17 protein-coding genes, 5 pseudogenes and 1 riboswitch are annotated in these 25,839 nt (G+C 59.2%); of the genes and pseudogenes, 12 read left to right on the forward strand and 10 right to left on the reverse strand.

Annotated elements, in window-relative coordinates; all coding sequences use genetic code 11:
- Nucleotides 1–22 precede the first annotated feature (22 nt).
- From AC0L2Y_RS26665 to AC0L2Y_RS26675, 3 genes and pseudogenes are all read left to right on the forward strand, one after another.
- Nucleotides 23–208: pseudogene (locus AC0L2Y_RS26665) on the forward strand (hypothetical protein); the annotation flags it as partial.
- A gap of 87 nt (nt 209–295) precedes the next feature.
- A riboswitch (cobalamin riboswitch) is annotated at nt 296–495 on the forward strand.
- 117 nt (nt 496–612) lie between these two features.
- Nucleotides 613–2,944, forward strand: a pseudogene (gene metE / locus AC0L2Y_RS26670) (5-methyltetrahydropteroyltriglutamate--homocysteine S-methyltransferase).
- Nucleotides 2,945–3,297: 353 nt separating this feature from the next.
- Entirely contained in the window at nt 3,298–3,456 is a 159-nt protein-coding gene (locus tag AC0L2Y_RS26675; RefSeq protein WP_473560569.1) for a hypothetical protein, read from the forward strand.
- Between the two features lie 96 nt (nt 3,457–3,552).
- Here the strand turns inward: AC0L2Y_RS26675 and AC0L2Y_RS26680 are convergent, their stop codons facing one another.
- A complete protein-coding gene (locus tag AC0L2Y_RS26680) occupies nt 3,553–6,900 on the reverse strand; it encodes a DEAD/DEAH box helicase (RefSeq protein WP_473560571.1) in 3,348 nt (1,115 codons plus the stop codon).
- A gap of 243 nt (nt 6,901–7,143) precedes the next feature.
- Here AC0L2Y_RS26680 and AC0L2Y_RS26685 point away from each other — a divergent pair, with 243 nt between their 5' ends.
- Both AC0L2Y_RS26685 and AC0L2Y_RS26690 read left to right on the forward strand, forming a co-directional pair.
- A complete protein-coding gene (locus AC0L2Y_RS26685) occupies nt 7,144–7,710 on the forward strand; it encodes a site-specific integrase (RefSeq protein ID WP_473560573.1) in 567 nt (188 codons plus the stop codon).
- Nucleotides 7,711–8,548: 838 nt separating this feature from the next.
- Nucleotides 8,549–8,728, forward strand: a complete 180-nt coding sequence (locus tag AC0L2Y_RS26690; protein WP_473560574.1) for a hypothetical protein — start codon at nt 8,549–8,551, stop codon at nt 8,726–8,728.
- A gap of 359 nt (nt 8,729–9,087) precedes the next feature.
- Here the strand turns inward: AC0L2Y_RS26690 and AC0L2Y_RS26695 are convergent, their stop codons facing one another.
- Nucleotides 9,088–9,513, reverse strand: a complete 426-nt coding sequence (locus tag AC0L2Y_RS26695; protein ID WP_473560576.1) for a hypothetical protein — start codon at nt 9,511–9,513, stop codon at nt 9,088–9,090.
- A 380-nt stretch (nt 9,514–9,893) separates the two neighbouring features.
- On the opposite strand from AC0L2Y_RS26695, the gene AC0L2Y_RS26700 reads away from it, so the two are divergent.
- Nucleotides 9,894–10,838, forward strand: a complete 945-nt coding sequence (locus AC0L2Y_RS26700; protein ID WP_473560578.1) for a toll/interleukin-1 receptor domain-containing protein — start codon at nt 9,894–9,896, stop codon at nt 10,836–10,838.
- Nucleotides 10,839–10,997: 159 nt separating this feature from the next.
- Here AC0L2Y_RS26700 and AC0L2Y_RS26705 read toward each other — a convergent pair whose 3' ends face one another.
- Complete coding sequence (locus AC0L2Y_RS26705) at nt 10,998–11,270, reverse strand: hypothetical protein (protein WP_473560580.1); 273 nt, start codon at nt 11,268–11,270, stop codon at nt 10,998–11,000.
- 378 nt (nt 11,271–11,648) lie between these two features.
- Nucleotides 11,649–11,951: a DUF982 domain-containing protein gene (locus AC0L2Y_RS26710; protein ID WP_473560582.1), complete on the reverse strand. Its 303-nt coding sequence runs from the start codon at nt 11,949–11,951 to the stop codon at nt 11,649–11,651.
- A gap of 243 nt (nt 11,952–12,194) precedes the next feature.
- On the opposite strand from AC0L2Y_RS26710, the gene AC0L2Y_RS26715 reads away from it, so the two are divergent.
- Nucleotides 12,195–12,659, forward strand: coding sequence for a Ros/MucR family transcriptional regulator (locus tag AC0L2Y_RS26715; RefSeq protein WP_473560584.1), 465 nt, complete (start codon nt 12,195–12,197; stop codon nt 12,657–12,659).
- 353 nt (nt 12,660–13,012) lie between these two features.
- Here AC0L2Y_RS26715 and AC0L2Y_RS26720 read toward each other — a convergent pair whose 3' ends face one another.
- The 5 genes and pseudogenes from AC0L2Y_RS26720 to AC0L2Y_RS26740 form a co-directional block, all read right to left on the reverse strand.
- Nucleotides 13,013–14,179 carry an NAD(P)/FAD-dependent oxidoreductase gene (locus tag AC0L2Y_RS26720; RefSeq protein ID WP_473560585.1) on the reverse strand — a complete coding sequence of 389 codons (1,167 nt, stop codon included), beginning with the start codon at nt 14,177–14,179 and terminating at the stop codon, nt 13,013–13,015.
- Between the two features lie 224 nt (nt 14,180–14,403).
- Nucleotides 14,404–15,387: pseudogene (locus AC0L2Y_RS26725) on the reverse strand (adenosine kinase); the annotation flags it as partial.
- 103 nt (nt 15,388–15,490) lie between these two features.
- Entirely contained in the window at nt 15,491–16,687 is a 1,197-nt protein-coding gene (gene metK, locus AC0L2Y_RS26730; RefSeq protein WP_473560587.1) for a methionine adenosyltransferase, read from the reverse strand.
- A 57-nt stretch (nt 16,688–16,744) separates the two neighbouring features.
- A complete protein-coding gene (locus tag AC0L2Y_RS26735; protein ID WP_473560615.1) occupies nt 16,745–18,082 on the reverse strand; it encodes a serine hydroxymethyltransferase in 1,338 nt (445 codons plus the stop codon).
- Nucleotides 18,083–18,120: 38 nt separating this feature from the next.
- The gene (locus AC0L2Y_RS26740; RefSeq protein WP_473560589.1) at nt 18,121–18,465 is read right to left on the reverse strand and encodes an ArsR/SmtB family transcription factor; all 345 of its coding nucleotides are present in this window, start codon (nt 18,463–18,465) and stop codon (nt 18,121–18,123) included.
- Nucleotides 18,466–18,783: 318 nt separating this feature from the next.
- On the opposite strand from AC0L2Y_RS26740, the gene AC0L2Y_RS26745 reads away from it, so the two are divergent.
- The 5 genes and pseudogenes from AC0L2Y_RS26745 to AC0L2Y_RS26765 all read left to right on the forward strand — a co-directional run.
- The gene (locus tag AC0L2Y_RS26745) at nt 18,784–18,897 is read left to right on the forward strand and encodes a transposase (RefSeq protein ID WP_473560617.1); all 114 of its coding nucleotides are present in this window, start codon (nt 18,784–18,786) and stop codon (nt 18,895–18,897) included.
- A 524-nt stretch (nt 18,898–19,421) separates the two neighbouring features.
- Nucleotides 19,422–19,742, forward strand: coding sequence for a HesB/IscA family protein (locus AC0L2Y_RS26750; RefSeq protein WP_473560590.1), 321 nt, complete (start codon nt 19,422–19,424; stop codon nt 19,740–19,742).
- Between the two features lie 483 nt (nt 19,743–20,225).
- The gene (locus AC0L2Y_RS26755) at nt 20,226–21,731 is read left to right on the forward strand and encodes a M16 family metallopeptidase (protein ID WP_473560591.1); all 1,506 of its coding nucleotides are present in this window, start codon (nt 20,226–20,228) and stop codon (nt 21,729–21,731) included.
- Nucleotides 21,732–21,735: 4 nt separating this feature from the next.
- On the forward strand, nt 21,736–23,124 hold the full coding sequence (locus AC0L2Y_RS26760; protein ID WP_473560592.1) for a M16 family metallopeptidase: 1,389 nt from the start codon (nt 21,736–21,738) through the stop codon (nt 23,122–23,124).
- A gap of 106 nt (nt 23,125–23,230) precedes the next feature.
- Nucleotides 23,231–24,478 (forward strand): annotated as a pseudogene (locus AC0L2Y_RS26765) (type II toxin-antitoxin system HipA family toxin); the annotation flags it as partial.
- Between the two features lie 82 nt (nt 24,479–24,560).
- Here the strand turns inward: AC0L2Y_RS26765 and AC0L2Y_RS26770 are convergent.
- Nucleotides 24,561–25,629: pseudogene (locus AC0L2Y_RS26770) on the reverse strand (IS110 family RNA-guided transposase).
- Nucleotides 25,630–25,839 lie beyond the last annotated feature (210 nt).

Here is a 25,839-nt window from a genome sequence, read left to right on the forward strand (position 1 = left end):
CCGCGGCGGCATAGAGCCCGCCCGGCCCTGCCGGGGGCTCGACGAGACCGCGATACTGGCTCACTTGCGTAACAAGCTGCGTTCGAGCGATGTCTGGGTCGAGCGATCTTCCGCCTATCGGCGTTTCGACAGCTATCTCCTGCCGGAGCGAGCCGCCGCGCCGATCGTCGCCGAACTCGGGCTGCCCACCGCGTATGCGACTTTGGGTTGAAAGAGACCCATCAGCGCAATGGCATTATTCGCATAATGACATAAACATCTCGTTATATGGTATTGACAATGACCGAAGCGGCTGTGATTGTGCGCATGTCGTGGTTCTCCGCGCGGCACTGCCGTAGCGGAGCTAAGAGGGAAGCCGGTGCGATGCCGGCGCTGCCCCCGCAACTGTTAGCGGCGAGCCAAGTCCATTGATGTCACTGAGGCGAACGGCCTCGGGAAGACGGGCAGAGGCTTTGACCCGCGAGCCAGGAGACCTGCCACGACGAACAACGTCCACGGGCGGGGTGTCTCGGTGGTCGCGGTTAGCCCGGCTTCGTGCCGCCTACTCGCGCCTTCCTTGTCCCCACGCCCCAACCATCGGGGTATAGCATGACTGTCTCTCAACAAATTCCTGTGGCAACGCTAGGGGTGCCGCGTATCGGTCGACGGCGGGAACTGAAATTCGCGCTTGAAAGCTACTGGTCCGGAAAATCTCCCGCTTCCGACCTGCTCGCGACGGCGAAGGCGCTACGCGCCGCTAGCTGGAGAGAGCAGCACGATGACGGCGTGTCGAAAATCCCGTCGAACGATTTCTCGGTTTATGACCATGTGCTCGACACCGTCGCCATGGTCGGCGCCGTGCCGGCGCGATACCGCCTGGACTGACGGCGAGGTCCCACTCGATATCTATTTCGCCATGGCGCGCGGCAACCAAGGTCAGGCCGCGGATTGTGGACATGCCGGTGACGAGTATGCGGCCAACGGGCATGGCCTTGCCGCGATGGAAATGACCAAATGGTTCGACACCAACTATCACTACATTGTGCCGGAACTCACGGACGATCAGAGCTTTGCCCTCTCGTCGGCGAAACCGGTCGATCACTTCCTCGAGGCCAAGGCGCTCGGCATCCACACTCGCCCGGTCCTGCTTGGACCGGTTACCTTTCTCAAGTTGGCGAAGTCACCTGAGGAAGGTTTCACCCCTATCGCGCTCCTGCCACGGCTGCTGCCCGTCTATGGGGAGCTCCTGCAGAGGCTGAAGCTCGCGGGAGCCGATTGGGTGCAGATCGATGAGCCGGCGCTCGTGCTCGATCTGACTCCCAACGAACGGAATGCGCTCCAATTCGCGTACTGCCGGCTGTCGAAAGCAGCACCCGAGTTGAAGATCATGGTCGCCACCTATTTCGGATCGCTGGGAGACAATCTCGAGACCGCAATTTCTCTGCCCGTGGCGGGACTGCACGTCGATCTTGTGCGCGCTCCAGAGCAGTTGGAGACCGTCAGCCGAATCGCGCAGAAGGAACTTGTGCTCTCGCTCGGGCTGATCGACGGCCGCAACGTCTGGCGCGCGCACCTGCCTGCCATACTTGACCGCATCAAGCCGATCGTCGCCGGCTGGCCGCTGGACCGCGTGGAGATCGCCCCATCCTGCTCGATGCTGCATGTGCCGATCGACCTGGACATGGAGACGGCACTCGATGCGGATGTGAGGTCGTGGCTCGCCTTCGCGGCGCAAAAGACCGACGAGCTGGTCGTGCTCGCCCGTGCCTTGGCCGAAGGCCGGGACGCGGTTGCCGCCGAACTGGAGGCGTCGGCTGAGGCTGCCGCAGTTCGTGCGGCATCCGCGAAGGTGCATGATCCGCTCGTCGAAGGCCGGGTCGCCAGCATCAAGGTCGGCATGACGCGCCGGAAGAGCGCATTCGCCGCGCGCTCCAAGCTTCAGGCCGACACGTTTGGCTTGCCTTCCTTCCCCACCACGACGATCGGCTCCTTCCCGCAAACAGCCGAGGTTCGCAAGGCGCGGGCAGCTCATGCTAAAGGCGAGCTGAGTTACGTCGACTATGAGGCGTTCCTGAAGAAAGAGATAGAAGCCGCCGTTCGCTGGCAAGAAGAGATCGGACTCGACGTGCTGGTCCACGGCGAATTCGAGCGCAATGATATGGTGCAGTATTTCGCCGAGCAGCTCTGCGGCTTCGCCTTCACGCAACACGGGTGGGTGCAGAGCTATGGCTCGCGCTTTGTGCGACCCCCAATCATCATTGGCGATGTGTCGCGACAAAATCCGATGACACTACACTGGTGGCGATATGCCCAGTCGCTGACGCCGAAGCCGGTGAAGGGCATGCTTACCGGACCGGTGACGATCCTCAACTGGTCCTTCGTCCGAGACGATCTTCCGCGCTCAGCCGTCTGCCGCCAGGTCGCGCTCGCAATTCGCGATGAAGTGAGCGACCTCGAAAACGCCGGCGCCAAGATGATTCAGATCGACGAAGCCGCACTGCGCGAGGGCTTGCCGCTGCGCGAGGCCGACTGGCAGGCCTACCTCGACTGGGCCGTCGAATCCTTCCGGCTGGCTTCAACGGCGGTCGGCGATGCGACCCAGATCCACACCCATATGTGCTACTCCGAGTTCGGCGATATCGTGGACGCGATTGTCGCAATGGATGCCGATGTGATCTCCATTGAAACCTCGCGCTCGCAGATGGAACTGCTCGATACGTTTCGAACCTTCAAGTATCCGAACGAGATCGGTCCTGGCGTCTATGACATTCACTCGCCGCGGGTCCCGGAAGTGGGCGAGATATCCAACCTCATCATGCTTGCGCGTGATCGATTGTTGGATGGCCAACTGTGGGTGAATCCCGACTGCGGTCTCAAAACGCGCAGATGGGAGGAGATCCGCCCTGCCCTGATGAACATGGTGGCTGCGGCACGCGCAATTCGGGAAAAAGCGCAGAGGGCGTAGGGCTCGGTGCCACTCGCCGGCGGTGAGCGGCAACGCCACACACCGGGGCAATCTTGGGGAGTCTATCCGGCGCACCCAAGGCAATCGAGCTGCCGGTGACGAAGCGCCTCGACAATCCTGGCCTGGCTGAGGCCCTTGTTATGGCGTGTCGAAGTCAGCTGTTCCAGAGGCCGGCGTTAGCGGGCGATCGAAATGGACTTGGGTATTAAATGAGCCCGGCCAGAAACGAGACGGTGGGCGATGCCGAGCGGCCGCAGCTAGGCCCGCGGGCCCCTTGTGTTTTGATGATCGAACATCCGGCGCCGGACTAGGAAGCCATCGCGAAAAGTGCGGGGTTGGCTGGCTCATGGCGGATGCCCGTTCGGACCGCGCCAAATGGCGGACCGGCCCTCAAGCTGATCAATATCCGGACTTTCGCAACCGGTATGGAGCAACTGGCAGACTACCTTGAAGGAATTGAGAACTGGTTTGCTCAACTGATCGAAGACAGGAACGAGGCGTACGGCGAATGAAGCCTACCGGTCGTTCACCCACCGCTTCCAATAATCTCCTAAGGAAGAATCACCAGCCGGGATGGCAATCGCTATTTCGCCGAGCCTGCCCCAAGATCAAGCGCTCGCAAATATTCGCAGCGGGATTCGCCAAGTCTCCATCAGATATGCAGCGGTCGCTGCAAAGAGCTCTAGGTGCGCCGGTACGACCTTTGCGCGAGAGTAACCCGGCTGAACAAGCGTTACCGAAAACTCAGCATGCAGCTCATGGCTCTGACTGATGAAAGTCATCAGAATAGCAAGGCTTCCGCGCTCGAATCGGGTGGGTTTTCCGGCAGAATTGCGGTTGAGCTCTCGCCGACGCAGATGGTCCAACAACTTCGTGAATCGCTCAGCCCAGCGTACGGACTTCTGAGCCTGGCCACAGACCTCGTACAGGTCTTCGACTCGTGCGCCGGGCAATTTTCCAGAGGAATATTTGCAGTGAAAGAGGTCGATGATCAATGTTCGGCCGGAGCGCCGGATTGCGACAACGTCGGCCACTTCGCCAGCCCCGTCATCGTCGAAAATCATGTCGTATGGAATGTCGCTGTTTCGCAACATGTCAACAACGCGGCCCTGAACAGTGTCGGTACGTTTTGTGGGGCCTTGGGATTCCGCCCTGATATCAACCCCGGACCAATCCTTTGGAAGGATTTTTTCCGGATCAAAGGCCTGAAATTCCGTATCTTTCGATAGTTCCAAAATATCCGGTGCCACGAGGGTATCACCGTCGGCAAAGTAAATATGTGGGGGGTCCTCATGGAATAGTTCAACGAGCGGCTTCTCCTTGCGCGCCCGGCCCCTAACCACCTGAACATCCTGGCCTGCCTTCTGCGTAAACAAGGCGCCACTAGCTCCAATCCGAAGTTCGAAATGGGAGCTTAGTTCGCCGCTCGAGACCCTAAACTTGATCACGTCGGTGACCGCAAATTCGTCGAGCTCAATTTCGCAGTTATAGAGCGGGACCGATTGCCCTTCGATGATAAGGTCGACTCGGTCCTCCGCGGCCTCGAGAAAGGTCTCAGGCCAAGCGATGCCTATGGCAATTTTGGCTGATGGAACCGCCGTCAACCGCTTGGGGCGAACGACGTTTCGAAGAATCGTTTCCGGTGTGATGTTATCATTCAGGACCTTGCGCCCAATATCGTGGCACCAATCGATCCATTCCGAAAAACTGTTAGACGACTGATACGACCAAAACTTGCCTTTCTGTGAGCATCCGATTGTTTCCTTGGCGGGGTGGGTACCGATAATGCCGCCATTTTCGTCAACTTCCTGTACGTCAACGTAGCCAAGCCCGAACAGATTGGTCTTAGTCCGCGACCGGTTCCCCGGAAGCGTATCCAGTTGATCGGCGATATCCGATCCCATGAATTGCGAATAGCGCACCGGTTTTCTTTGCGTTTCGCTAAGCCCCAGACTTGTCAACATCAGGCGGCGGAACCCATAAAGGGCCCGGAAGACCTGTTCGCCTGTTATCCGCTGGACGCTGTCGCCGGCCAGCGCCTTGGCCAACTCCGTGTGCAGATCGGCGAGATCTGAGCCGTGTATGAACAGTAAAGCGAGATCCGGGTCCCAATGGGCCATAACCAGATTGTAGCTGACGTTGCGAACGGCTTTGACTGACGTCCAGCGTAGCCGTTCTTCATCACGCCTTACGAAGAGAACAAGGCGGCTCTCCGCATTAATTGCCGGAGGCTCCACGATTGTCGACCAAGGCCCGGAGCTTAGCTCTACACCTTTGGGGTCCCACTCCGTACAGGTGGTCCGGTATATCACGGTGCTGAAACGCGGCTCGATCGTCTCCAGCGGAAACGTTTCGATTGCGGCATCGGGGAAGCCCCCAAACAGATCTTCACGGCGGCGTTCGCGTTCGGTGCGGTTGTGGCCGATGACCGCCAGAATATGGTTCCAGTCGGCGTCCTCGGCAAAGAGCGCATTGAGGCTGCTTGCCGTATCCCCAGCCTGGACATTGGCGATGACAGTGGCGGTGCCTAGATCCTGGCGCGACCGCGTAAAACGCCCGATGAATTGAAGCGTGACAGACTCGCTCTTATGCTTGTCATGGAGCCCGGCAATCTTGAGATCAGGCAGATCGAAGCCCTCCCCCAGCATATCGACACAGACTATAATCCGTGAGCGGCCCGAGCGTAGCTCCGTAAGTGCAGCGGCCCTTTGCAAGCTCGACATGTCACTGTGGATCAGTGTGGGGACGGCTTCGGGAGCTATCGCAAGATAAACCTGATGCAACGCTGTGGCGTGATTGACTGAGCCCGTCCGGGCCATCGCCAAGTGTTTGTACCCTTTCGCCTCGTCTTCCAGCAGTTGGTTTTTTACGCGAAGCGCGATTTGCCGATCGGTATCGCTCTCCCCGTGTCCATGGATCGGCACATAGGTTATTGATGTGAAGAGCTTGTCTTTCTGGGCGCGTCGCAGGGGATAGACGTAAATGAATTTCCCATCGAGACGGCGGCCGTCATTGCGAAACGGCGTCGCTGTAAATTGAAGAATCGCTTTGCCGCTGAACAAGGCTTTGAAGTCGCGCCAGGTGTTGGCGCCGACATGATGCGCCTCATCAACAAACAGATGACTCATGGATGCGGCTAAATGAGCTCTTAGCTCCTCCGACATCTTTGTCAGCAGACTCATTGTGGTCACGACCACATTGGACTCAGCCACAAGCTCATCGATTTGCTGGGCAGTCTTGAGCCCTCTAGAGAGGATGGCCACTGAAGGGTGGCGTAGGTCACTCGGCACTAAACCCGCCGTCTTCAAAACGTCGAGCTGGGCGAACTTCAAACCAATTTGCCGGCGGAGAGGGTCAGACGGGACGATTACCAAAAGCCGCGGGATCTGCTCGGAAACCAATAGCGCCGCCATAGTATCGGTCTTGCCAGCTCCGGTTGGCAAGACAAGCGTCGCAGGCAGGGTAGAAACACTCCAATGGGCCTTTACTGCATAGATAGCTCCGACCTGAGGCGGCCGCAGGCCCACCCGCGTGCGTCGGTTCCCCTCATACTCCTCGCTGATCAGATTGAACCGATCTTTCCAGGATGCGGTAACAGCATCACGTCCGGGCTGCCCCAGCCCTAGCTTCCTTGGCTTAGGCCCGATCCAGATGCCCGTGCCAGCCTCTAGTGCCTGTGTGACGGCCAAGGAGGAAGAAATGTCCGGGATTTTTAAGACCGCGTCGCAACCCAAAAGTGAAGCTGTGTCGTAGTCGACGATTGCGATCGAGCCCAATTCCGGCGAGACGGCACGCCAAGATGTTCGCCCGCGTATCACCTGTCCTTGTTGGAGTGTTGCAACAACTTGTCGCGCGGGATGGGCGACTTGAATTATTCGATTTCCGCCGATGTGACCGAAAACGGCCAAACGCTCTGGAACTGAGCAAGTACATTTTATCGCAAAGAGATCGTCCATAATCGTAAGCAGCGCCCCCCGGTGTACCCTTTTATAATCTGATGAGTATCTGGCGTCCGCAAAAAACTTCAAGGTTGTGAATACTTGCAAGCCGAAATCGGAAGCGGCGGGGTGCCGATTGCCTGTTTCTGGGCCTCCGACAAAAAAAGGTGCGTGCGCTTTGGTAGCTGGCAGCGCGCGGTTACATGAATGTTCCATGGCGACAGGTCTTGACGGGGCTATCTACCTAAACCACTGAAATCCATGGTGCCGGCAGAGAGGATTGAACTCCCGACCTTCTGTTTACAAATCCGGCAGATAGCGGCCCATGTCTTCTATCCGGCAGTGGAGGTGCTGCCGGAAGTCGACCACCTCGAAGGCCGTGCCAAGCGCGACATGGCGCTGCGCAAGGCTTGGCTGGTCACCGCCAACGACCAGATGCAGGAACTCTGCAACTACATGGGCATCCTGTTCCTGACCATGGCGCGCCCCAGCGACCTGTCCAAGGCGGAATTCGATCACTTTGATTTGGACAAGCTCGTATGGCACAAACACAACACCAAGGGGATCAAGCTGTCGCGCTCGCTCTATGAGTATGCCTACCGATCGGTGCCAATCCACGCCAGGGTTGCCGGGATGGTGCAGGCCCAACGCGACCGCTGGCCCGAGAGCAAGTTGCTGTTCCCGTCACATACGGACATGACCCAGCCCCGCGACAACTTTCGCAAGGGACTGGACAGGTTCAAGGCCCTCCCCGGCGTCCCCGAGTATTTCCAGCTCTACGACCTGAAGCGGATTGCGATCTCGCTGATGCTCACCGGCCAAGGGTGACGTTGCCCCCAGTTTCTATCCAGTTTTGAGTTCGTTTCCGGCCTGGGTTGTGCCCTGCTGGGCGGGTGAAGCGACGGGCGCTGGCGCGGAGCCTTTGGCATAGCGCAGCGCGAGCGACCGTCGCGGATTGAAGGTGCTGGCGAACTCGGCCGGGGTCTGCCAGGCGATTTGGGAGTGCGGCCGCGCGGTGTTGTAGTCGGCGTGCCACAGGGCGACGACACGAGAGCGTGCATTATTGCTGGTCCCATTCTCGCCAGCGATGATCCCGAGGCAGACTTCGGAAAAGGGCCGATCCCGTACCCCATCCGTTTCTTCAAAATTGTATGCGTGCGCGAAACAGAGGGTAACAAAGGCCTACGGGTCTTCGGCTTTACGTTAGCCAACAGGACGTCGTGACCCGTTTCGGAATCGAACGCTTTGGGCCAGGGCGTTTCAAGCGCAACCAAGCTCCACTCACCGAAATCGAGGGCGCTTCGGGTCTCCGCTTCGACCGCAAGCTGCATGCCAGCGACGTGATGAAGGGGCAAGCCTCACGTGCCGTGGCGTCCGTGGGTGACATTTCCGGCAGCGAAAGTGTAATCTAACGGGGATCAGGTTCTCCGTCCGCTGATCCGGCGCTACGGCAAGGATGCGCCCTTCAGTTCGGTCGAGCACCCTCTTTTCTGTACGAGCTGCGATCGGGTGGGCCTGTAAGGCTGGAGAGACATAAGTCGCTGAGGAACCAGCCCCGCCTTTCAGGATTCCACATCCCGATCCCCCATGCTGTATGTCTGAACGGTAGCCATGACGATTTCCCTATGGCAGACAGGCGAAAAGCGACACCCTGATGAGGGTTGTGATGCCGGAGATAACGCCGAAACAGCCGGATCAGGACATCGGCAAAAGCGCCTCTCCCTCCTTCTGGTTCGGCCCGACGACCAACAGTCATAACTACTCCATCACCTACGTTCCTCGCGCCGCATGGGGCAGTTCCGTTTTCGTCACGATCTGCGGCCGCCAGTCCCCGCCTCAAAGCTGAGGTTCGGTGCGCATCCCTTGCTGGGCCGCTCCCCGAATGTGTGGGCCGGTTAACATGGAATTTACCGCAGCGACGGAGAATTAGGGAGCGATGCTTTAAGCATATCGGTTGAGCAATCGCTTTTATCATCCGATTCGGAAACATTTGAAAACAAGTCGATGTTTTGAAGTATTTCTTCCCGCAAGAGGACCCATGTCCCAACGGCTCATCGAGTACTTTTTAAGATCAGAGGCTCAACTCGTAGGCGTCATCATCGCTCTGTTTGTCGTCAGCCCGGCGTTGTTTTACTGCCTATTGTTACACTTCGCCAACTAAACCCCAGAAAGGGCGCTCATACCGGTGCACCCTTTCCTTGTCTACTACCCGTTTTGAACCAAGACGGTCATACACACAGCTCCGGCTAGCATACACAGCAACGAGCATGTCACGACGAACACTGCTCCGAACCCCCCAAAAGTCTTATTTAGGGCTTCAGCAAACGAAGCCTCTTTAGAGATCGCCTCTCTATGGTCTCTCCAGCTTTTGAAGCTGTAAATTACGAGTAAAATCGTTGAACCCAATACTAAAAAGAATGACAAACCGAAGAGTCTGATCGAGCAGGTTAGAAGCCAGCCCGCCTTCACTGCGCTTCTGCCGAAGTCTGTTGTGGCAATGTAAAGCCCAGCGAAAAATGCAAGCCCGCTAAAAATGGCCAACACGGCCATGAACGTCACCGACAATTTTACGACCAGCGCACTGTGGTGGGCGGCGGATATGGAATTCGCGTGAAAGTCTCCGTGGCTCATGTCACACCTCTCAATCTAACAGCCAAACCGACACGCAATGCGCGCAGGACTAAGGACAATTGCAAGATTTTGGGGAACGTGAGCGGCACGTTATCCGGCTGCTTATTTTATCGCCGCTGCTTTTTTGTTTGCGCATTCGCAAACGCCCCGGACACTGTTTGCCACTCGCAGCGACATTTCTAGCCAGATACTCAACAATAAGCTGTTCACTGCTCGGTAGGCAACGTCATTTTTGCATGGTGGTCATGCGATAGACGCATAACTCGGTGAGTTAGAAATTTTCTGGCCTCCCGGAAACAGCACTTTATCTGTTAAAGGTCGTTTTGCGCTCACATGAACCAGAGCCAGCAGCATAGTTTAGCCAAGGGAGAGCATTTGAAGTGGCAAAGCTATTTTTTTCGTACTCGCACAAGGATGAGGAGCTTCGAAACCGGCTGGAGGTTGGGCTGAAGATGCTCCAGCGCCAAGGCCTAATAGAGACTTGGCATGATCGACGTATCGCGGCGGGGGACGAGTTCAGCAAGGAGATCGACCGTCATCTCGAGGACGCTGACGTTATCTTGTTACTGGTCAGTCCGGACTTCTTGGCCTCAGACTACTGTTACGACATCGAGATGGGCCGTGCCATGGAGCGCCATCGAGCTGGCGAGGCACGGGTCATTCCAGTCATCCTGAGGCACTGCGACTGGCATGCCGCGCCGTTCGGCAAGCTGCTCGCGGCACCAACCGACGGCAAGCCTGTAAAAAGCTATCCTGACATTGACGAGGCATTCCAGAGCGTGACAGTTGCCATTCGCAAAGCGCTTGAGGGGGCAAAACCCGCCATCCTCAATCCCGCGCCGGTACGTAACGCGCCCGCTGCAGCGCATCTCAGTCCTGCGCAAGGCCCGCGTTCCAGCAATCTTAGTCTCCCGAAGGTCTTCACTGATCGTGACCGTGATCGCTTTTTGGAAGCGAGCTTCGAGTACATATTGAGTTACTTCAGGAACTCACTTGATGAGCTGAAGGCCCGCAACGACGGCATCGACACCAGCTTTCGCGTCATAGATCAGAACAAATTCTCCGCAGCCGTTTACCGGGCCGGTAAGGAGTTATCCCGCTGCTCGATCTCTCTTGGCAGCGTAATGGGAAAGGGGATCGCCTATTCAAATTCTGATCACGGCAATGGTTTCAATGAGCAGCTGAGCGTCGATAATGATAATCAAGGACTTTTTCTAAAAAGCCTTGGCATGGCGTCAGCTCTTGGCGGCAACCGGAATGTCAAACTGACGCAGGAAGGCGGCGCTGAGCTACTTTGGGGCATTCTAATCCGCAATCTTCAATGACCAGAACCCTTGGCTTCACCCAATTGTCTGACCGCGCAAATCTTGGGTGACAAACAAATTGCAGCTCGCCGAGGGCCTGAACAGCCGGCAATCGTCTTGAGCGCCACTGAGGTGTCGGGCGAATTGAGAAACTGCCCCCTATTGCCTCACCGAGGAATGTTACCGAACGCGATAGGGCCGACGTGGGCCCTTTCTCCAATCCGTCGCGGCGGAGGGAGATAGCGGCCAGCTCTTCAACCAACCGCTATCGAGGATGACCAGCCCAGCCATTTCCATGCGCCAGACCTTCACAAGCCATTGCACCATTCTCAGGTTCTTTTCCTTAAAGCGCGAGGGGTCGATCTTTGTCAGGCGTTGCAACACACTTGCTGCCGAGAGCGCCGGGTCTTCCTCGAGCCATCCCTTGATCTGCGCCTCGAACGGCTCGTACATGCTGGGTCTCTTCGGATAGGGGCGTCGGCAACGGAAGGGCATATTCTAAGGTCAACGCACCTTCGCGGGGTGTCACGCTCTACGGACGTGCATCGGCCATCAACACTCAGCCAAAAACATAAAGCGAGCAAAATGGACGATTTGACTGTGGAGCTGGTGCGGCTGGTCCCGGCGGCGGATCGCTGATACTAGCGGCCTCGTCAGGACGAATTCCCGTCTTCGTCAGAAAGAGGATCTTGTCGTGAAGCTGCTCGGCCAGCCACACCCGCCGGGCCGCAAACGGGTTCCGGCTGCTCATTCGCGTGGTCTAGCTGTGAAAGCTGGACATACTGCACTCTTTGACGCGCCTCGCGCCAGTCTCAAACATGTCGTCGAACTCTACACCTGCACTTTTCCACTGCCCGATCTGCAGGCGGCGATCCACTGCATCGCGGAGGTTGGATCTTCCAATATGGCGACCCGTTTCGCAAAGCCGAAAAATGCATTGCGCGCCGTGCTTACCGGCTTGCGCCCGTCGTATGCATCGTAGCATGCCCTCAGGGCGGCTTCGTGGATCAGGTCTCTGCGATCTTCCGGCCATTCATTGAGAAAATCGATTGCATCCGCAAGGCCGGCAATCTCTTGGATGAGGTGCGTTGCGCGCTTCACAAAAAGGGGGCTGCTGAAAGCCTTAGCGTTCATTCGTTCCTACCAACCTTCCAAATAGCCGTTTGCGTGAGGAGGCGCCCGCATCGACGCGGCGACTATGGCACAGTGTGTTGTCAGGACGATGACGGTTCAAGAGGGAGATCCGCGACTGCGGCCGGCTGTGTAGCGTTCCGCCAACAGATCTTGCAATGGCTTGGTTGCCATAAAACGCTGTCGTCACTATTAAGCTATGAATTGATTCCCCACCGCCTAGTGTAAGCCCGCAGGAGCGTTTTCATGACCGAAGAAACTGAGAGCAAAGGTGACAGCCTCATCGAACTCACCGCCCATGTCGTCTCAGCCTATGTTTCGAATAATCCGGTTCCCGTCGGTGAGCTGCCTGGGCTTATCGGCCAGATCCACGTCGCATTGACAGGCACTGCTGGTGGTGCCGCACCAGAAAAGCCGGAAGCTCTCAAGCCTGCCGTACCGATCAGAAAATCGGTTACACCCGATTACATTGTCAGCCTTGAGGACGGTAAGAAGTTCAAGTCGCTCAAGCGTCACCTGGCTACCCACTATGGCCTTACGCCTGACGAATATCGCGCGAAATGGGAGCTGCCGGCGGACTATCCCATGGTGGCGCCGAACTACGCTGCGGCGCGCTCGGCATTGGCCAAGACCATGGGTCTGGGCCGCAAGCCGAAGGAACCGGGAACGCCGGCACCTGCCAAGCGTGCCCGCAAGAAAGTCGCAGCCTGACCGCACTTTTTCAGGATCGACCAAGCGGATGCGGCATCATTTCGCACTTGCGATATGAAAATTGTGCATTGCAATATCCGCGGCTATCGGTATGATCATGTTGTCGGCCATCTACTCCTCCCAGATGTCGTGCCGACGCTGATTGGGGCGCACCTCCTCCCGCGTCTCATTCGAAATAGAGCCCGCTGCCACCTCCTCCCGGCAGCGGGCTTTTCTTTGTCTGAGGCTCGATTTCGGTCCAGATTCAACGCATTTAGCTCTACGCCTTTGTACCGCGGCACCGCCTGTCGCATCTTTCGCGCGACCTCTGTCCCGCCAGCATCAAAAATCGCGAAGCGATCGCCGCGGTTCCGTCAGATCACATTCAGCTCCCGAAACGCCCGCCCCTCAGCAACCCGGCTGTACCCGAATGCCGAGCAATCCACAGTGCGAAAGCCGCCATGCACGATCAGCTCGGCCAGCGCCTTGCCAACGGCCGGAGCCTGCTGCAAGCCGTGGCCGGAAAAACCGTTGGCGAAGAGGAAATTACCGACCTCCGGGTGTGGGCCGATCACCGCGTTCTGGTCGAGCGTGTTGTAGTCGTAATGGCCGACCCAGGCGCGCGTCGGCTTGAGCGCCTCGAATGCTGGAATGCGGGTCGCCAGCACCGGCCAGATCACCTCTTCGAACAGCGGCCAGTCGGGGTCGAAGTCGGCGGGATCGGCTGGTCCTTCGCCCTCTTCCGGCTCGGCGCCGCCGGTGATGTAGACCGAGCCCTCCGGCCGGACATAGATGCCGCTTGGGTCGACCAGCAGCGGCATGTCGTCATATTTCTCGCCCGCCTCGAAAACGAAGATATTGCGCTTGCGCGGCTCCACCGGCAGCACCAGTCCGGCCATTGCTGCCACCTTGCAGGCATTCGGCCCGGCGGCATTGACGACGATGCCGGCCTCGAACCGCTCGCCATTGTCGAGGGTCACACCGGCGACGCGCTCACCCTGCCGCTCGATGCCGGTCACCGACGCCGTGATAAAGTCGATGTGCTTCGTTCGCAGTGCCTTGCGGAACAGCATCAGCATCGCATGCGCGTCGAACCAGCCTTCGCCGCTGCGGCCATAGGCGCCGGCGGAAATGCCCTCGACCGACAGCCACGGAAAACGGCGGACGAGCGTCTCGGCATCCTCGAGCACGATGTCGGCGCCCTCAGCCATCTGCGCCTCGTGGTTGGCCCGCAGGATCGGCAGCCCGTTCTCGCCGGCAAGGATGAGATAGCCGCCTTCGCGAAAGCCAATATCGGCGTCCGGGCCAAACTCTTCCCTGAGCCGCCGGAACAGTTTCAGCGTGAACTGCGACAGGCGGATGTTCTGCGGGATCGAGAATTGCTGACGGATCGAGGCCAGGGACAGCGTCGTCGCCGCACGCGCGAATTGCGGGTCGCGCTCGACAAGCGCGATCGAGCCCGAAAACCCCTCCTCGCGCAGATAATAGGCGACCGAGGAGCCGACGATGGCTCCGCCGATTATGACGATGTCGTAGCGCATTTTTTGTCGCCTTTCCGGTTCAAACCGTCCGTGTCGATCACACAGCCGTCAGGATGATCTCGAAGTGCATGCCGCGTGCGGCCGGGGGCGCGGGTCTAGCGACTTGACCTGTTGCCACACGAGTTGGCGATGGCGGGTGAGCAATACATGCGACAGGTCGAGCTGCTGGAGCCTGCACGAGGCGAGACGGGCAGCTCCTCGCAACATCGGCCGGCTAGATCAAACCCCGCCTGCTCGGCCTCGCGGCGCAGGTTCTGGCGTGGCCTTGGGCCGATTTGCTGGATGACCAGCCCGGCTGCCAGCGAGCCGAGATCGCCGCACTGCTTCAGGCTGCGGCCTTGCGTGTAGCCGTAGAGGAAGCCGGCGGCGTAAAGGTCGCCGGCGCCTGTGGTGTCGACCAGCTCGCGGATCCCGGTCGCCTCGATGGTGACGGTCTCGTGCCCGCGCACGATGACCGAGCCTTTTTCCGAACGGGTGACGGCGGCGATCTTGCAATCCTTGCGGATCTGCGCCAGCGCCTCGTCGAAGGACGCGGTCTGGTAGAGCGACTTGATCTCGTGGCTGTTGGCAAAGACGATGTCGACGGTGCCGGAGCGCATCAGATCGAGGAACTCGTCACGGTAGCGATCGACACAGAACGAGTCCGACAAGGTCATCGACACTTCGCGCCCGGCGGCATGGGCGAACTTCGCCGTCTGCCGGAACGCTTCCTTGGCGCGCGGCGGGTCCCATAGATAGCCCTCGAAATAGGTAACCGCGGCGCCCGACGCCTTGTCCGCCTCGACATCCTCCGGGCCGAGCTCGACGCAAGCGCCGAGATAGGTATTCATCGAGCGCTCGCCGTCCGGCGTGACGAAGATCATCGAGCGCGCCGTCGGCGGTTCGCCATTGAGCGGTTTTGTGTCGAAGGCGACGCCTTGGGCATGGATGTCATGCGCGTAGATTTCGCCGAGCGCGTCGTTGCAGACCTTGCCGAAGAAGGCGGCGCGACCGCCGAAGGAGGCGACGCCCGCCGCCGTGTTGCCGGCGCTGCCGCCCGAGGCTTCAATGGCCGGGCCCATGCGGCTGTAGAGCAGTTCCGCGCGCCTCGTATCGATCAAATTCATCGCGCCCTTGATGATGCCGTTGGTCTCCAGGAACGCCTCGTCGCACTGGGCGATGATGTCGACGATGGCATTTCCGATACAAAGCACGTCATAGTCCGGCATCAATTCATGTCTCCGCCAAAAACCCACCGGCTTTCTGCCACGCCGGGCGCGGGCGGGTCCGCGAGTTGAAATGGGTTGCCGAATGCGCTTGATCCAGCGGCCATCACGCAGCTGCCGGTCCTGCTTCACGCAGCAAGTCGTCGGCTCTGTCCGTCTTCTCCCAGGTGAACTCAGGCTCTTCACGGCCGAAGTGTCCGTATGTCGCGGTCTTGCGATATATCGGGCGTAAGAGATCAAGCATTTTGATGATGCCTTTCGGTCGGAGATCGAACAGCTCAAGAACAAGGCGCTCGATCCTTTTTTCCTCGATCTTTGCGGTTCCGAAAGTATTGACGAGGATAGACACCGGCGCAGCCACGCCGATCGCGTAAGCAAGCTGGACCTCGCAGACCTCTGCAAGGCCGCTGGCAACGATATTCTTCGCGACATACCGGGCGGCATAGGCCGCCGAGCGGTCAACCTTGGATGGGTCCTTGCCCGAAAAGGCGCCGCCGCCGTGACGCCCCATTCCACCGTAGGTATCGACGATGATCTTGCGTCCGGTGAGGCCGCAGTCGCCGGCGGGCCCACCGACCACGAACCGCCCTGTTGGGTTGACCAGAAATCTGATCCCCGAAGTATCCAGGTGGGTCGGCAGCACCGGTTTTATGATCTGCTCAATGACGCCTTCGCGGACCGTGGCTTGTGAGACCGCCTCGTCATGCTGCGTCGACAGGACTATGGTATCCAGCGCCACCGGGCGGAAACCCTCGTAGCGTACGGACACTTGAGACTTTACGTCCGGACGCAGCCAGCCAAGCTGTCCCGCTTTCCGGACCTCGGCCTGTCTTTTCGTCAAACGGTGGGCGAGTTGGATCGGCAAGGGCATCAGTGTTTCGGTCTCGCTGCATGCGAACCCAAACATCAACCCCTGATCCCCCGCCCCCTGCTCGAGATCCTGCCCTCGTCCTTCGTCAACGCCCTGGCTTATGTCGGGCGACTGCTCGGTGAGAGCCAGAACGACGGCGCAACGTCGACCATCAAAGCCGATGGCATCGTCGTCGTACCCAATATCGAGTATCGTATCGCGGGCAACTTGGCTGTAGTCGATCTCCGCGTGGCTGGTGATCTCGCCAGCCAGAACGACCATCCCTGTCTTCACCAACGTTTCACACGTCTTTACCAATGCCTCACAAGCGACGCGCGCCTTAGGATCCTCGCGAAGGACGGCATCCAGGATGGCATCCGATATGTTGTCTGCCAACTTATCCGGGTGTCCAGCGCCGACGGATTCGGAAGAGAACACGAACTGTCTGGTCATGGAATGCCCTCGCTTCAGGTGTTGGAGTTAGCTGGGATGTTTCTGGATTAGGGTGGCTTACCGGTCGGTGATGCCGGGGACACCGAACGCAGTGCAGAAGTCGGCAACGTCTCTTCGTACGCTCGCATGAACTTTCTGGTCGTCGGGCTGGCGGCAGACCGAGTCAATGAAAGCGGCGATCTGCACCATTTCCCCCTCACGCATGCCCATGGACGTCACTGCCGGCGACCCCAAGCGGATTCCGCTTGTCACCGCCGGATGCCGCTGGTCGCCCGGGACCATATTAAAATTCGCAATGATACCGGCACGCGATAAGCGCTCGGCATAGGCTTTGCCTGATAGCGGCCGGTCCCGGAGATCAAGGATCAGCATGTGATTGTCAGTGCCCCCGGTGACGAGTTCATAACCTCGCTCCAGAAGCGCCTCGGCCAGAGCCCTGGCATTCCTGACCATCTGATGACCGTAGGTACGGAAAGACGGGGTCGCGGCTTCCTGCAAAGCAACAGCTAGCGCGGCGATGATATTCATGTGCGGCCCACCTTGCAGTTGAGGAAACACCGCGCGATCAATCCGTCTGGCGAGATTGTACTTACTCGTGGGATGATAGAGCGCCTGATACCGATCTTCATTCTTCGACAAAATGAAGCCTCCACGGGGGCCGCGGATCGACTTGTGAGAGGTGCTGGTGACGACGTCGCAATGGGCCACGGGATTCGGATGCGCTCCAGCGACAATCAGGCCGCTGATGTGCGCAATGTCGGCCACGAGATAGGAGTTAGCCTCCGCAGCGATTTCTGCCATTGCCGCGTAGTCAAAGACACGCGGATAGGCAGTTCCGCCGGCCCAAATGAGTTTTGGCCGTTCCCGCCTGGCTGTCTCGCGCAAGCGGTCATAGTCAATTTGCTGCGTCTGTTCGTGCAGCCCATAGGGGACGTGTTGATAATCGCTGCCGGAGAAGTTGCCGGCCCAACCATGGGTCGGATGGCCGCCCTCGGAGAGAGGCAAGCTCATCACTTTGTCTCCCGGACTCAACAGTGCTCGATAGGTGGCCTGATTGGCCGGCGAGCCGGAATAAGGCTGGACGTTGGCGTGTTCACTGCCAAACAGCGATTTCAAGCGCCCTATCGCGAGGGTCTCAAGCTCATCGAGGATCTCGTTTCCCTCGTAGTCGCGCTCACCCGGATACCCCTGGGCGTACTTATTCGTGAAGATCGAGCCGGTCGCTTCCAGCACGGCTGAGGAGGCAAAGTTCTCAGATGCGATGAGTTTGAGCGTCGTTCGCTCCTGCCGCCTCTGTCGTAGAAGCAGTTCGTGAACGTGGCAATCGACGTGGACCAAGGAAGACGATCCGTATGCGCCGGGGTCTACGATGGCTGCGTCAGCGGAGTTCTTCATGGTAGTTTCGCGCTCCCATCTGGGCAGATCTTTCAAGATCAAGCAGCAGTCCCCTTCGCCCAGGCGTCTTGCACCGCCTCGAGCCGCTCCAGGTCCCGCTTATGATACCCATCGTCGTGGGGCAGGAGATCGACCAAGAATTGAACCAACCCTCCGTCCTTGCCCTCTGCATTGAGATGATATGAGGACCAAGGACGTTGTCCGTTGCCGCAAAGAAAGTCGGCTCTGGCGAGCATCCGGACGTGTCGCGCAACGCGCTCCCGACGAAGATCGAGAATCTCCGCTAGTTCGCAGACAGTCAGGTCGGCATGCGCGCAAAGGCCCAGGATCCGAAGGCGATCAAGGTGTGCTGCTGTCATTAGACGATCGACCAGTATCATCATTGGTCAGAACGACGCCAAATAGAAGAACCGAACCCTCGTCCTGCTGGCTTGATCATTTCGCGCTCTTCGCAAATGCTGTTCGGCAGCGGACCATAAAACGACACCAGATTTCTGCCGCCACTGAACTCGAAAGTTGTGGTGAGCGTAGTACCATTGACAGCGATTTGCGGTCGCAAAGATCCCGTGAATTTCCTTGAAGGATCTGTTGCAACGCCTAAACAAGAACGCAACGAGATTGGCGAGGCTGGTAAGACGGCAAGCTGGCGAACTGCTTGGGCAAGAGGGGGCGATCGGCGGCACCTTTCCTAGGCGACAGTTCTGACCTGCATGGTGCACCTGATCCGCCGTTTACTTGATTCCGTGTCACGGAAGGACCGCAAAGCCGTCGTGGCGACGCTCAGCGCCATCTGCCGGGGCGTCAAGCCGGCATGAAGGCTCTGGAGCCGTGGCCGCCTTGGCAGTGATTGTTCCCTAGCCAGCGCGTTGGCCCACCTCCTGGCTTGGCGGCATCTACAATACCTCAGTCGGCCTCGCGAGATGGCGGCCGCCCTGCAGGCCACGGGCCGAGCACGCGAGTGGCGTTCGGTCTCTACGAGCCGACGCAGAACGGTGGCGCCTGTCTTGAGAAGGCGCGATCGATGCGGCTGTCGACCACCCGGTGTGCGCCACCGCACCGTGTGGTGACGATAGGTGGCTTTTGGAGCGCAGCACGACTTAAAGTGTTCAGACCCTTACACTGATGAAGGTCATATGATCGAAAACGCTGGCTAAGGCGACGACGCTAGCTATTTGTGCGATGCCGCTTCTGTATGCAAGGTTTCACTCTGTCCGACATCCGACAATTGTTGGATGTCAGACTGGGGGCCAAATCCGCTAAACCGTTGTTTTATGGATTTGTTCTCTCTGGCACGTTCTGTGCAGCGTGGCTTGCGAACGCATCAGCAGAAAATAATCCCATGATCACACTCACTGAAGACGCCGTCGCCGCCATCAAGACCGCGCTTTCCCGCGCCGACGAACCGGCGGAAGGCTTTCGCATCATGGTCGAGGCGGGCGGCTGCGCCGGCTTCAAATACCTGATGGGGCTGGAAAGCGTCTTGCGCGAGGGGGATGCCGTCATGGAGACGGACGGGATCAAGGTGTTCGTCGACGCAAGCTCCCAGCCCCATCTCACCGGCATGACCGTTGACTTCGTCACGGACCTGAAGTCCTCGGGCTTTGTTTTCGACAATCCCAACGTGCGGCACAAATGCTCCTGCGGCAAGTCCTTCGGCTAGCCGCCATCAGAACAAAGATCGGCGCCATGCGAGACGACACCGACAAGGTCTACATCATCAGCGACAAGGTATATTGCATCAACGAAGTAGATCTATGGCGGTTGCTGCGGGTCCTGATTTGACCGCAGCAGCACATTTAGCTGGAAGGCGAAGCTGACAAACGGGGGGCGTTTCTGCGCTTTCTCGCCGCAATTTCGCTCATGCTGCCGGCGGTCACCGCCCATCCGGCGATGACGCGGAAGACATCGTGTTAAGCGGCACGCGCTTCCCATTCGGCGATCTCCGATGTCCGACAATGTCGGATACGCAACATAGCAGACTGCGGATAATCACATTGCCGAGACGAGTTTCTCGTTTGGCACGGTATGTGCGCGATTCCGCAACGCCTCACAAACTAAGGAGAAGTCATCCGATGATCATCCACCAAAGAATGCCCCTCACCTTGATTCACTCAAAGATGACGCTCGAGTCAGGCCTCGCAACATGATGGCTCATCTGGCTCGGGGCTGTCCACCGCCCCACTCTCTCCCACTACTAAGTGGGACGAGCACGCAGCACCCTCAACATAGGAGACAACTCACTTTGCCTCGAACTTTGCCCATCGCCCGATCACCACAAGCTAAGCCATCGCTGAACCTTCGGTCCGGCTGGCTGCGCGGGACGCTTTTTGCGACCGCGCTAGCGTTTGTGAGCACCGCTCCGGTCCTAGCGACCACCGATGACATCAAGGCGACGACTTTCCTGCTCGACAACGGCATGGAAGTGGTCGTCATCCCCGATCACCGCGCACCGATCGTCACCCATATGGTGTGGTACAAGATCGGCAGTGCCGACGAGCCGCCAGGCAAGTCCGGCATTGCCCATTTCTTCGAGCATCTGATGTTCAAGGCGACCAGCAACCATGCCGCCGGCGAGTTGAACCGCGCGGTGGCCGAGATCGGCGGCTCGCACAACGCCTTCACTTCCTATGACTTTACTGCCTACTACCAAAGAGTGGCGCCCTCGGCCCTGGAGCAGATGATGAGCTTCGAGGCTGACCGCATGCGCAATCTCACCCTCACGGATGATGTTATCAACACCGAGCGGGATGTGATCCTGGAGGAGCGCCGCTTGAGGATCGACAACGTTCCGGAATCGATTCTCGATGAGGAAGTCGCCACCGCATTGTGGCAGAACCAGCCCTACCGCATTCCGGTCATCGGCTGGATGCAGGAGATGGAGAAGCTGAACCGCACCGACGCGATAGCTTTCTACAACAAATATTACACGCCCAATAACGCCGTGCTGGTGGTGGCCGGCGATGTCGAACCGGAAACGGTCGAGGCGCTAGCCGAAAAGACCTATGGCAAGATCGCGCGTGGCCCGGATCTGCCGCCCCGCATCCGCCCCGTTGAGCCCGAGCAGAACACCAGGCGTACGGTGACGCTGACCGACGGGCGCGTCAGCGTGCCGAGCTTCACCACGCAATGGGTGGTTCCGTCCTATCACACGGCAAAGCCCGGCGAAGCCGAAGCGCTCGACGTGCTGTCCGAAATCCTCGGCGGCGGCAACCGCAGCCGGCTCTATCAGGAGCTTGTCGTCAGGCAAGGCATTGCCGCGGCGGCCGGCGGCTTCTTCCAGGGCACCATGCTCGACGACACCAATTTCACCGTCTATGGCGCGCCGCGCGGCGACGCCAAGTTTGCCGACGTCCAGGCAGCGGTCGACGCCGAGATCGCCCGCATCGCGAAAGAGGGCGTTACCAGCGACGAGCTGGAAAAAGCCAAGGACCGTTTCGTCCGCTCGATGATCTTTGCCCGCGACGAGCAGGAGGACATGGCCAGCATCTACGGCTCGACGCTCGCCACCGGCGGCAACGTCCAGGACGTTCAGCAATGGCCGGACCGCATCCGCAAGGTCACCGCCGACCAGGTCAAGGCGGTCGCTGCTCGCTATCTCAATCTCGACCATTCGACCACCGGCTATCTCTTGCCCAAGACGGAGAATTGATGTGATGACGAACCAACATCGCGGCGTCGTTGCACGCGCCCTATCCTCTCTCTTTGAAAAAGGGAGGGTCCCGCGCTTCGCTACTCTGCTTGCCATGCTTCCCCTAGCCATTTTCTTCCTCATGCAGCCGCCCATCGCCCGTGCGGCGATGACGATCCAGGAGGTGACGTCTGAAAAGGGCATCAACGCCTGGCTGGTGGAGGACCATACAGTGCCGATCATTTCCATCCGCTTCGTCTTCGATGGCGGCGCGACGCAGGATCCGCCCGGCAAGGAAGGGCTTGCCAATCTGATGAGCGGCCTGTTCGACGAAGGCGCCGGCGACCTCGACAGCGAGGCCTTCCAGATCAAGCTTGATCATGTCGGCGCCGAGATGAGCTTCGAGGCACAGCGCGACGGCACCTATGGCTCGATGCGCATGCTGGCCGAGCAGCGCGACGGCGCCTTCGACCTGCTTCGCGTGGCGGTCAACCAGCCGCGCTTCGACCAGGCGCCGATCGACCGCATCCGCGCTCAGATCCTGTCCGGCATCATCGCCAACGAGCGCGATCCCGACACGCTCGCCCAACGCAAATGGCTGCGCGCGATCTATGGCTCGCATCCCTATTCGAGGCCGGGCGAAGGTACCAAAGAGAGCCTCGCTGGCATCACGCCGGCCGATCTCAGCGCCTTTCACAAGGGGAATTTCGCCCGCGACGGCCTGCATGTCGCGGTGGTCGGTGACATCGATGCGAAGACACTGAATGGAAAGCTCGACCAGCTGTTCGGCGATTTGCCTGAGAAGCAGACCCTCGCCCCAGTCGCCGATGTTAATCCCAAGCTCGGCCAGCAGGTAGAGGTGAACTATAACCTGCCGCAGACGTCCCTGCAGCTGGCCTGGCCTGGCGTCAAGCGCAGCGCGCCGGACTTCTACGCCGCGGTCTTGATGAACCAAATTCTCGGCGGCTCGCCCTTCACGTCGCGTCTGTGGGAGGAGGTGCGCGAAAAGCGCGGCCTCACCTACGGTGTCGACTCCGCTCTGGTCGACCACCAGCATTCCAACGCGCTCGTCGTCACTACGGCAACGCGCGCCGACAGGGCGGCCGAGACGCTCAGCCTGATGCGCAAGGTGGTGAAGCAAATGGCGGAAGAGGGTCCGACCGAGGCCGAGCTCGAGGCGAGCAAGAAAGATCTCACCGGCGCCTATGCCATAAACAATCTGGGTTCCTCCAGCTCGATTGCAGCCACGCTCGTCCAGTTGCAGCTCGACAAGCTCGGTATAGACTACATCGAGCGCCGCCCGGCCCTCATCGAGCAGGTGACACTCGAACAGGTCAGGGCAGCGGCGAAGAGGCTGCTTTCCGCCGAGCCCGCCATTATGAGCGTTGGCCCGCGGCTCACGGGCGTCCCGTGACGACGAATAATCTCGCGCTCAACAATAGCTGAAGGACTCCGCCGACCTACATGTGGCGGATCCGACTATGGTGTGGCAGAATGAACGCCTCGACTTCTGCCTGCTCGCCCTCGCAGAGACGATGCGCGAGGCAATTGCGAACCGCCTCATAGAAGAATACGGCGTCGCCCAAGGCGCTGCCGACGCAACATGGGCGCTTGCCCGCGCAAACCAGTGGTATCGCGAAGGCGAGCACGCCGAGCGCTTCCTCCTCCGCCGTCCACTGACGGCGGAGCCTGCGCGCAACGAAGCCGCGCTCGATCTGATAGTAACGTGGCACGGCGCTCCACTCGGCAATCTTACACATGATGGTTTTGAGTGGCGCTGGAATCCAGACGATCAGGATGGCCCGCCACTTGTTCGCCAGACCACGCCGGGGAAGCTGCCTCCTTTCATCCTGTCGCTGTTGCCTGAAGGCTGGCTTGAATCAGTGTTGAACTACCGCGACGAGCGCGCGATGCTGCGCTCGGGCAAACGCTACATGTCGAACATCAACATCGTCGAGCATGCGAGCGATCTCTCCGCCCTGCCGCCCGACATCCTGCTAACCCGGCTCAATGGATTTACTAGGAACTCTGTCTTCACTGGCCAGTATGCAGGGCCGGGTCGCGGCGATTTAGAGCAGAGTTTCGAACGCAATCTGGCGCAGATTTTCGAGCGTACCGATACGCCCCGTTTATCGGGCATTCAGATCAAAGCGCCGATGTTCCTCAATACCGACGGTACTCTCTCCCCCAGTACCGGCAAACCGTTCACCCACATCCTCAAGCCTGCCGGTACAGGTGGATTCGAGGCCCTGCCAGTGATCGAATGGCAGTCGCTCGCTTTGGGCAGCGCGGCCGGTTTCAAGACGCCCGCGACAGCGCTCGTCCCCATGCCTGACGGGATGCCTCCGGCGCTCCTCGTCGAGCGGTTCGACATCAGAACGAGCCTTGACGACAAGCGTCTTTTGGCGCTTGAGGATTTTTGCTCAGTGCTCGGTGTGCCCACGGAAGCAAAATACGACGGCACAATGGAGCGAATCGCGCGGGCACTAAGACCGCTATCGACCTCCCCCGAAGACGACGTCCTGCTTGTCCTCAAGCGATCCTTATTCGCCTGGCTGATCGCCGATGGGGACATGCACCTGAAGAACATGGCACTGCTGAAAATCGCAGAGCCGGGCAACGCGCAGTTCAGCTCAGTCCGCATGGCTCCGCTCTACGACGCGGTCACGACTCGCGTGTTTCCGCATCTCGAAAAAGACCGGATGACCCTCAAGCTGAATGGCAAAGACGATCGTCTGCGGCGCGCCGACTTGATGCACACGGCTTCGGTCACATAGTGGCGTTCGGCTCCCGGCTTCCCATTCTCCTTGAGAGGCGCAGCCCAGTCCTGCCGGGCTCGCTAGCACGCAATCAGGACAGCCGGGATATCGTCGACGCGCCTTCCTCTTGGCTGGTGCCGCGCGGCTCGTAAGCGCGCTGGTCACGCAGGATCTGGAAGGCGATCGTCAAAAGCTTGCGCGCGATCACCACACGCGCCTTGTTGGTTCCTCTGACCTTCAGCTGGTCGTACTGGGCTCGAAGCTGCGCATCGCTGACGATCGCAGGCGTCACCGCCTCGACGAAAGCCCAGCGCAGCCACTTGTTGCCCTGCTTGATGATCTTGCCGTGATAAGTCTTGCCGCCACTCGAATAGGTCGAGGGCACCAGCCCGGCATAGGCGGCAAGCTTCTTCGGCGTGCGGAACCGCGATATGTTGTCAATCTCCGCGTCGATCAGCCGGGCGAAGAACTCGCCGATGCCAGGGATCGTCTTCAACAGTTTTCACATTGGCATTGGCCTTGGTCATCGCCCGGATCGTTGATTGCGACTGCTTGATGCGCACGTCGATGTCGCCGATGAAGTCGAGACCGCGATCGATCTGGATGCGGTCGATAGACGAGACCTTTACCTGCGCCAGCTGGATGCGGCCGGCCTTGCCGAACAGGTCGCCGAGCTTCTTCAGCAGTGCCGTCTGCTCGGGATAGCGATCAAACACCGTCACGATGCGGTTCTTGGTCATCGTGCGCAGCCGCACGTAAAACATCCGTTCACGCAGGGCCACGCGCAGTTCCCTTGCTCGTTCGCCGGGTGCCCAGGCCTCCGGCACCAGGTCGGCCCGCAGTAGATGCGCCAGCACCGTCGCGTCGATCTTGTCCGTCTTGATCTTGGCGTCGGCGATCGCTTTGACCTTCAACGGATGGGCGAGAACGACATCATCACAGATGTCGTCGAGCCAGTCGTACATCACCATCCAGTTGCGCGTCGCTTCGACAACCGCATGCGAGTTCTCATGATAGCGTTCCAGAAACCCGACCAGCGACTGGCGGTCGTTCTTCACCCGGCCGGAGCGCAACGTCTTGCCGCTACTGTCCTGCACCACCAGATGACTGTAGGATTTGTGGTAGTCCACGCCGATATGGTAATCATAAGAGGCAGTCATGCTTCCAACTCCCTTATTGAGATCTTGCGAACCCCAATAAGGTAAGCCGAAAGGCCGGAAGTGTGACTGCCCCTCGATCATCACCTGCATCTCAGTGATCCGTTCTCTCGCGGGTGCGGCCCTCTTTCATGCCACCTCCTTTGTTGTGACTGCCCAGATGATGCTGCGGGAGGACGGGGCGGACCATCCCATTAATGGTGACGCCCGCGG

It is taken from the genome of Mesorhizobium sp. WSM4830 (assembly GCF_055811495.1).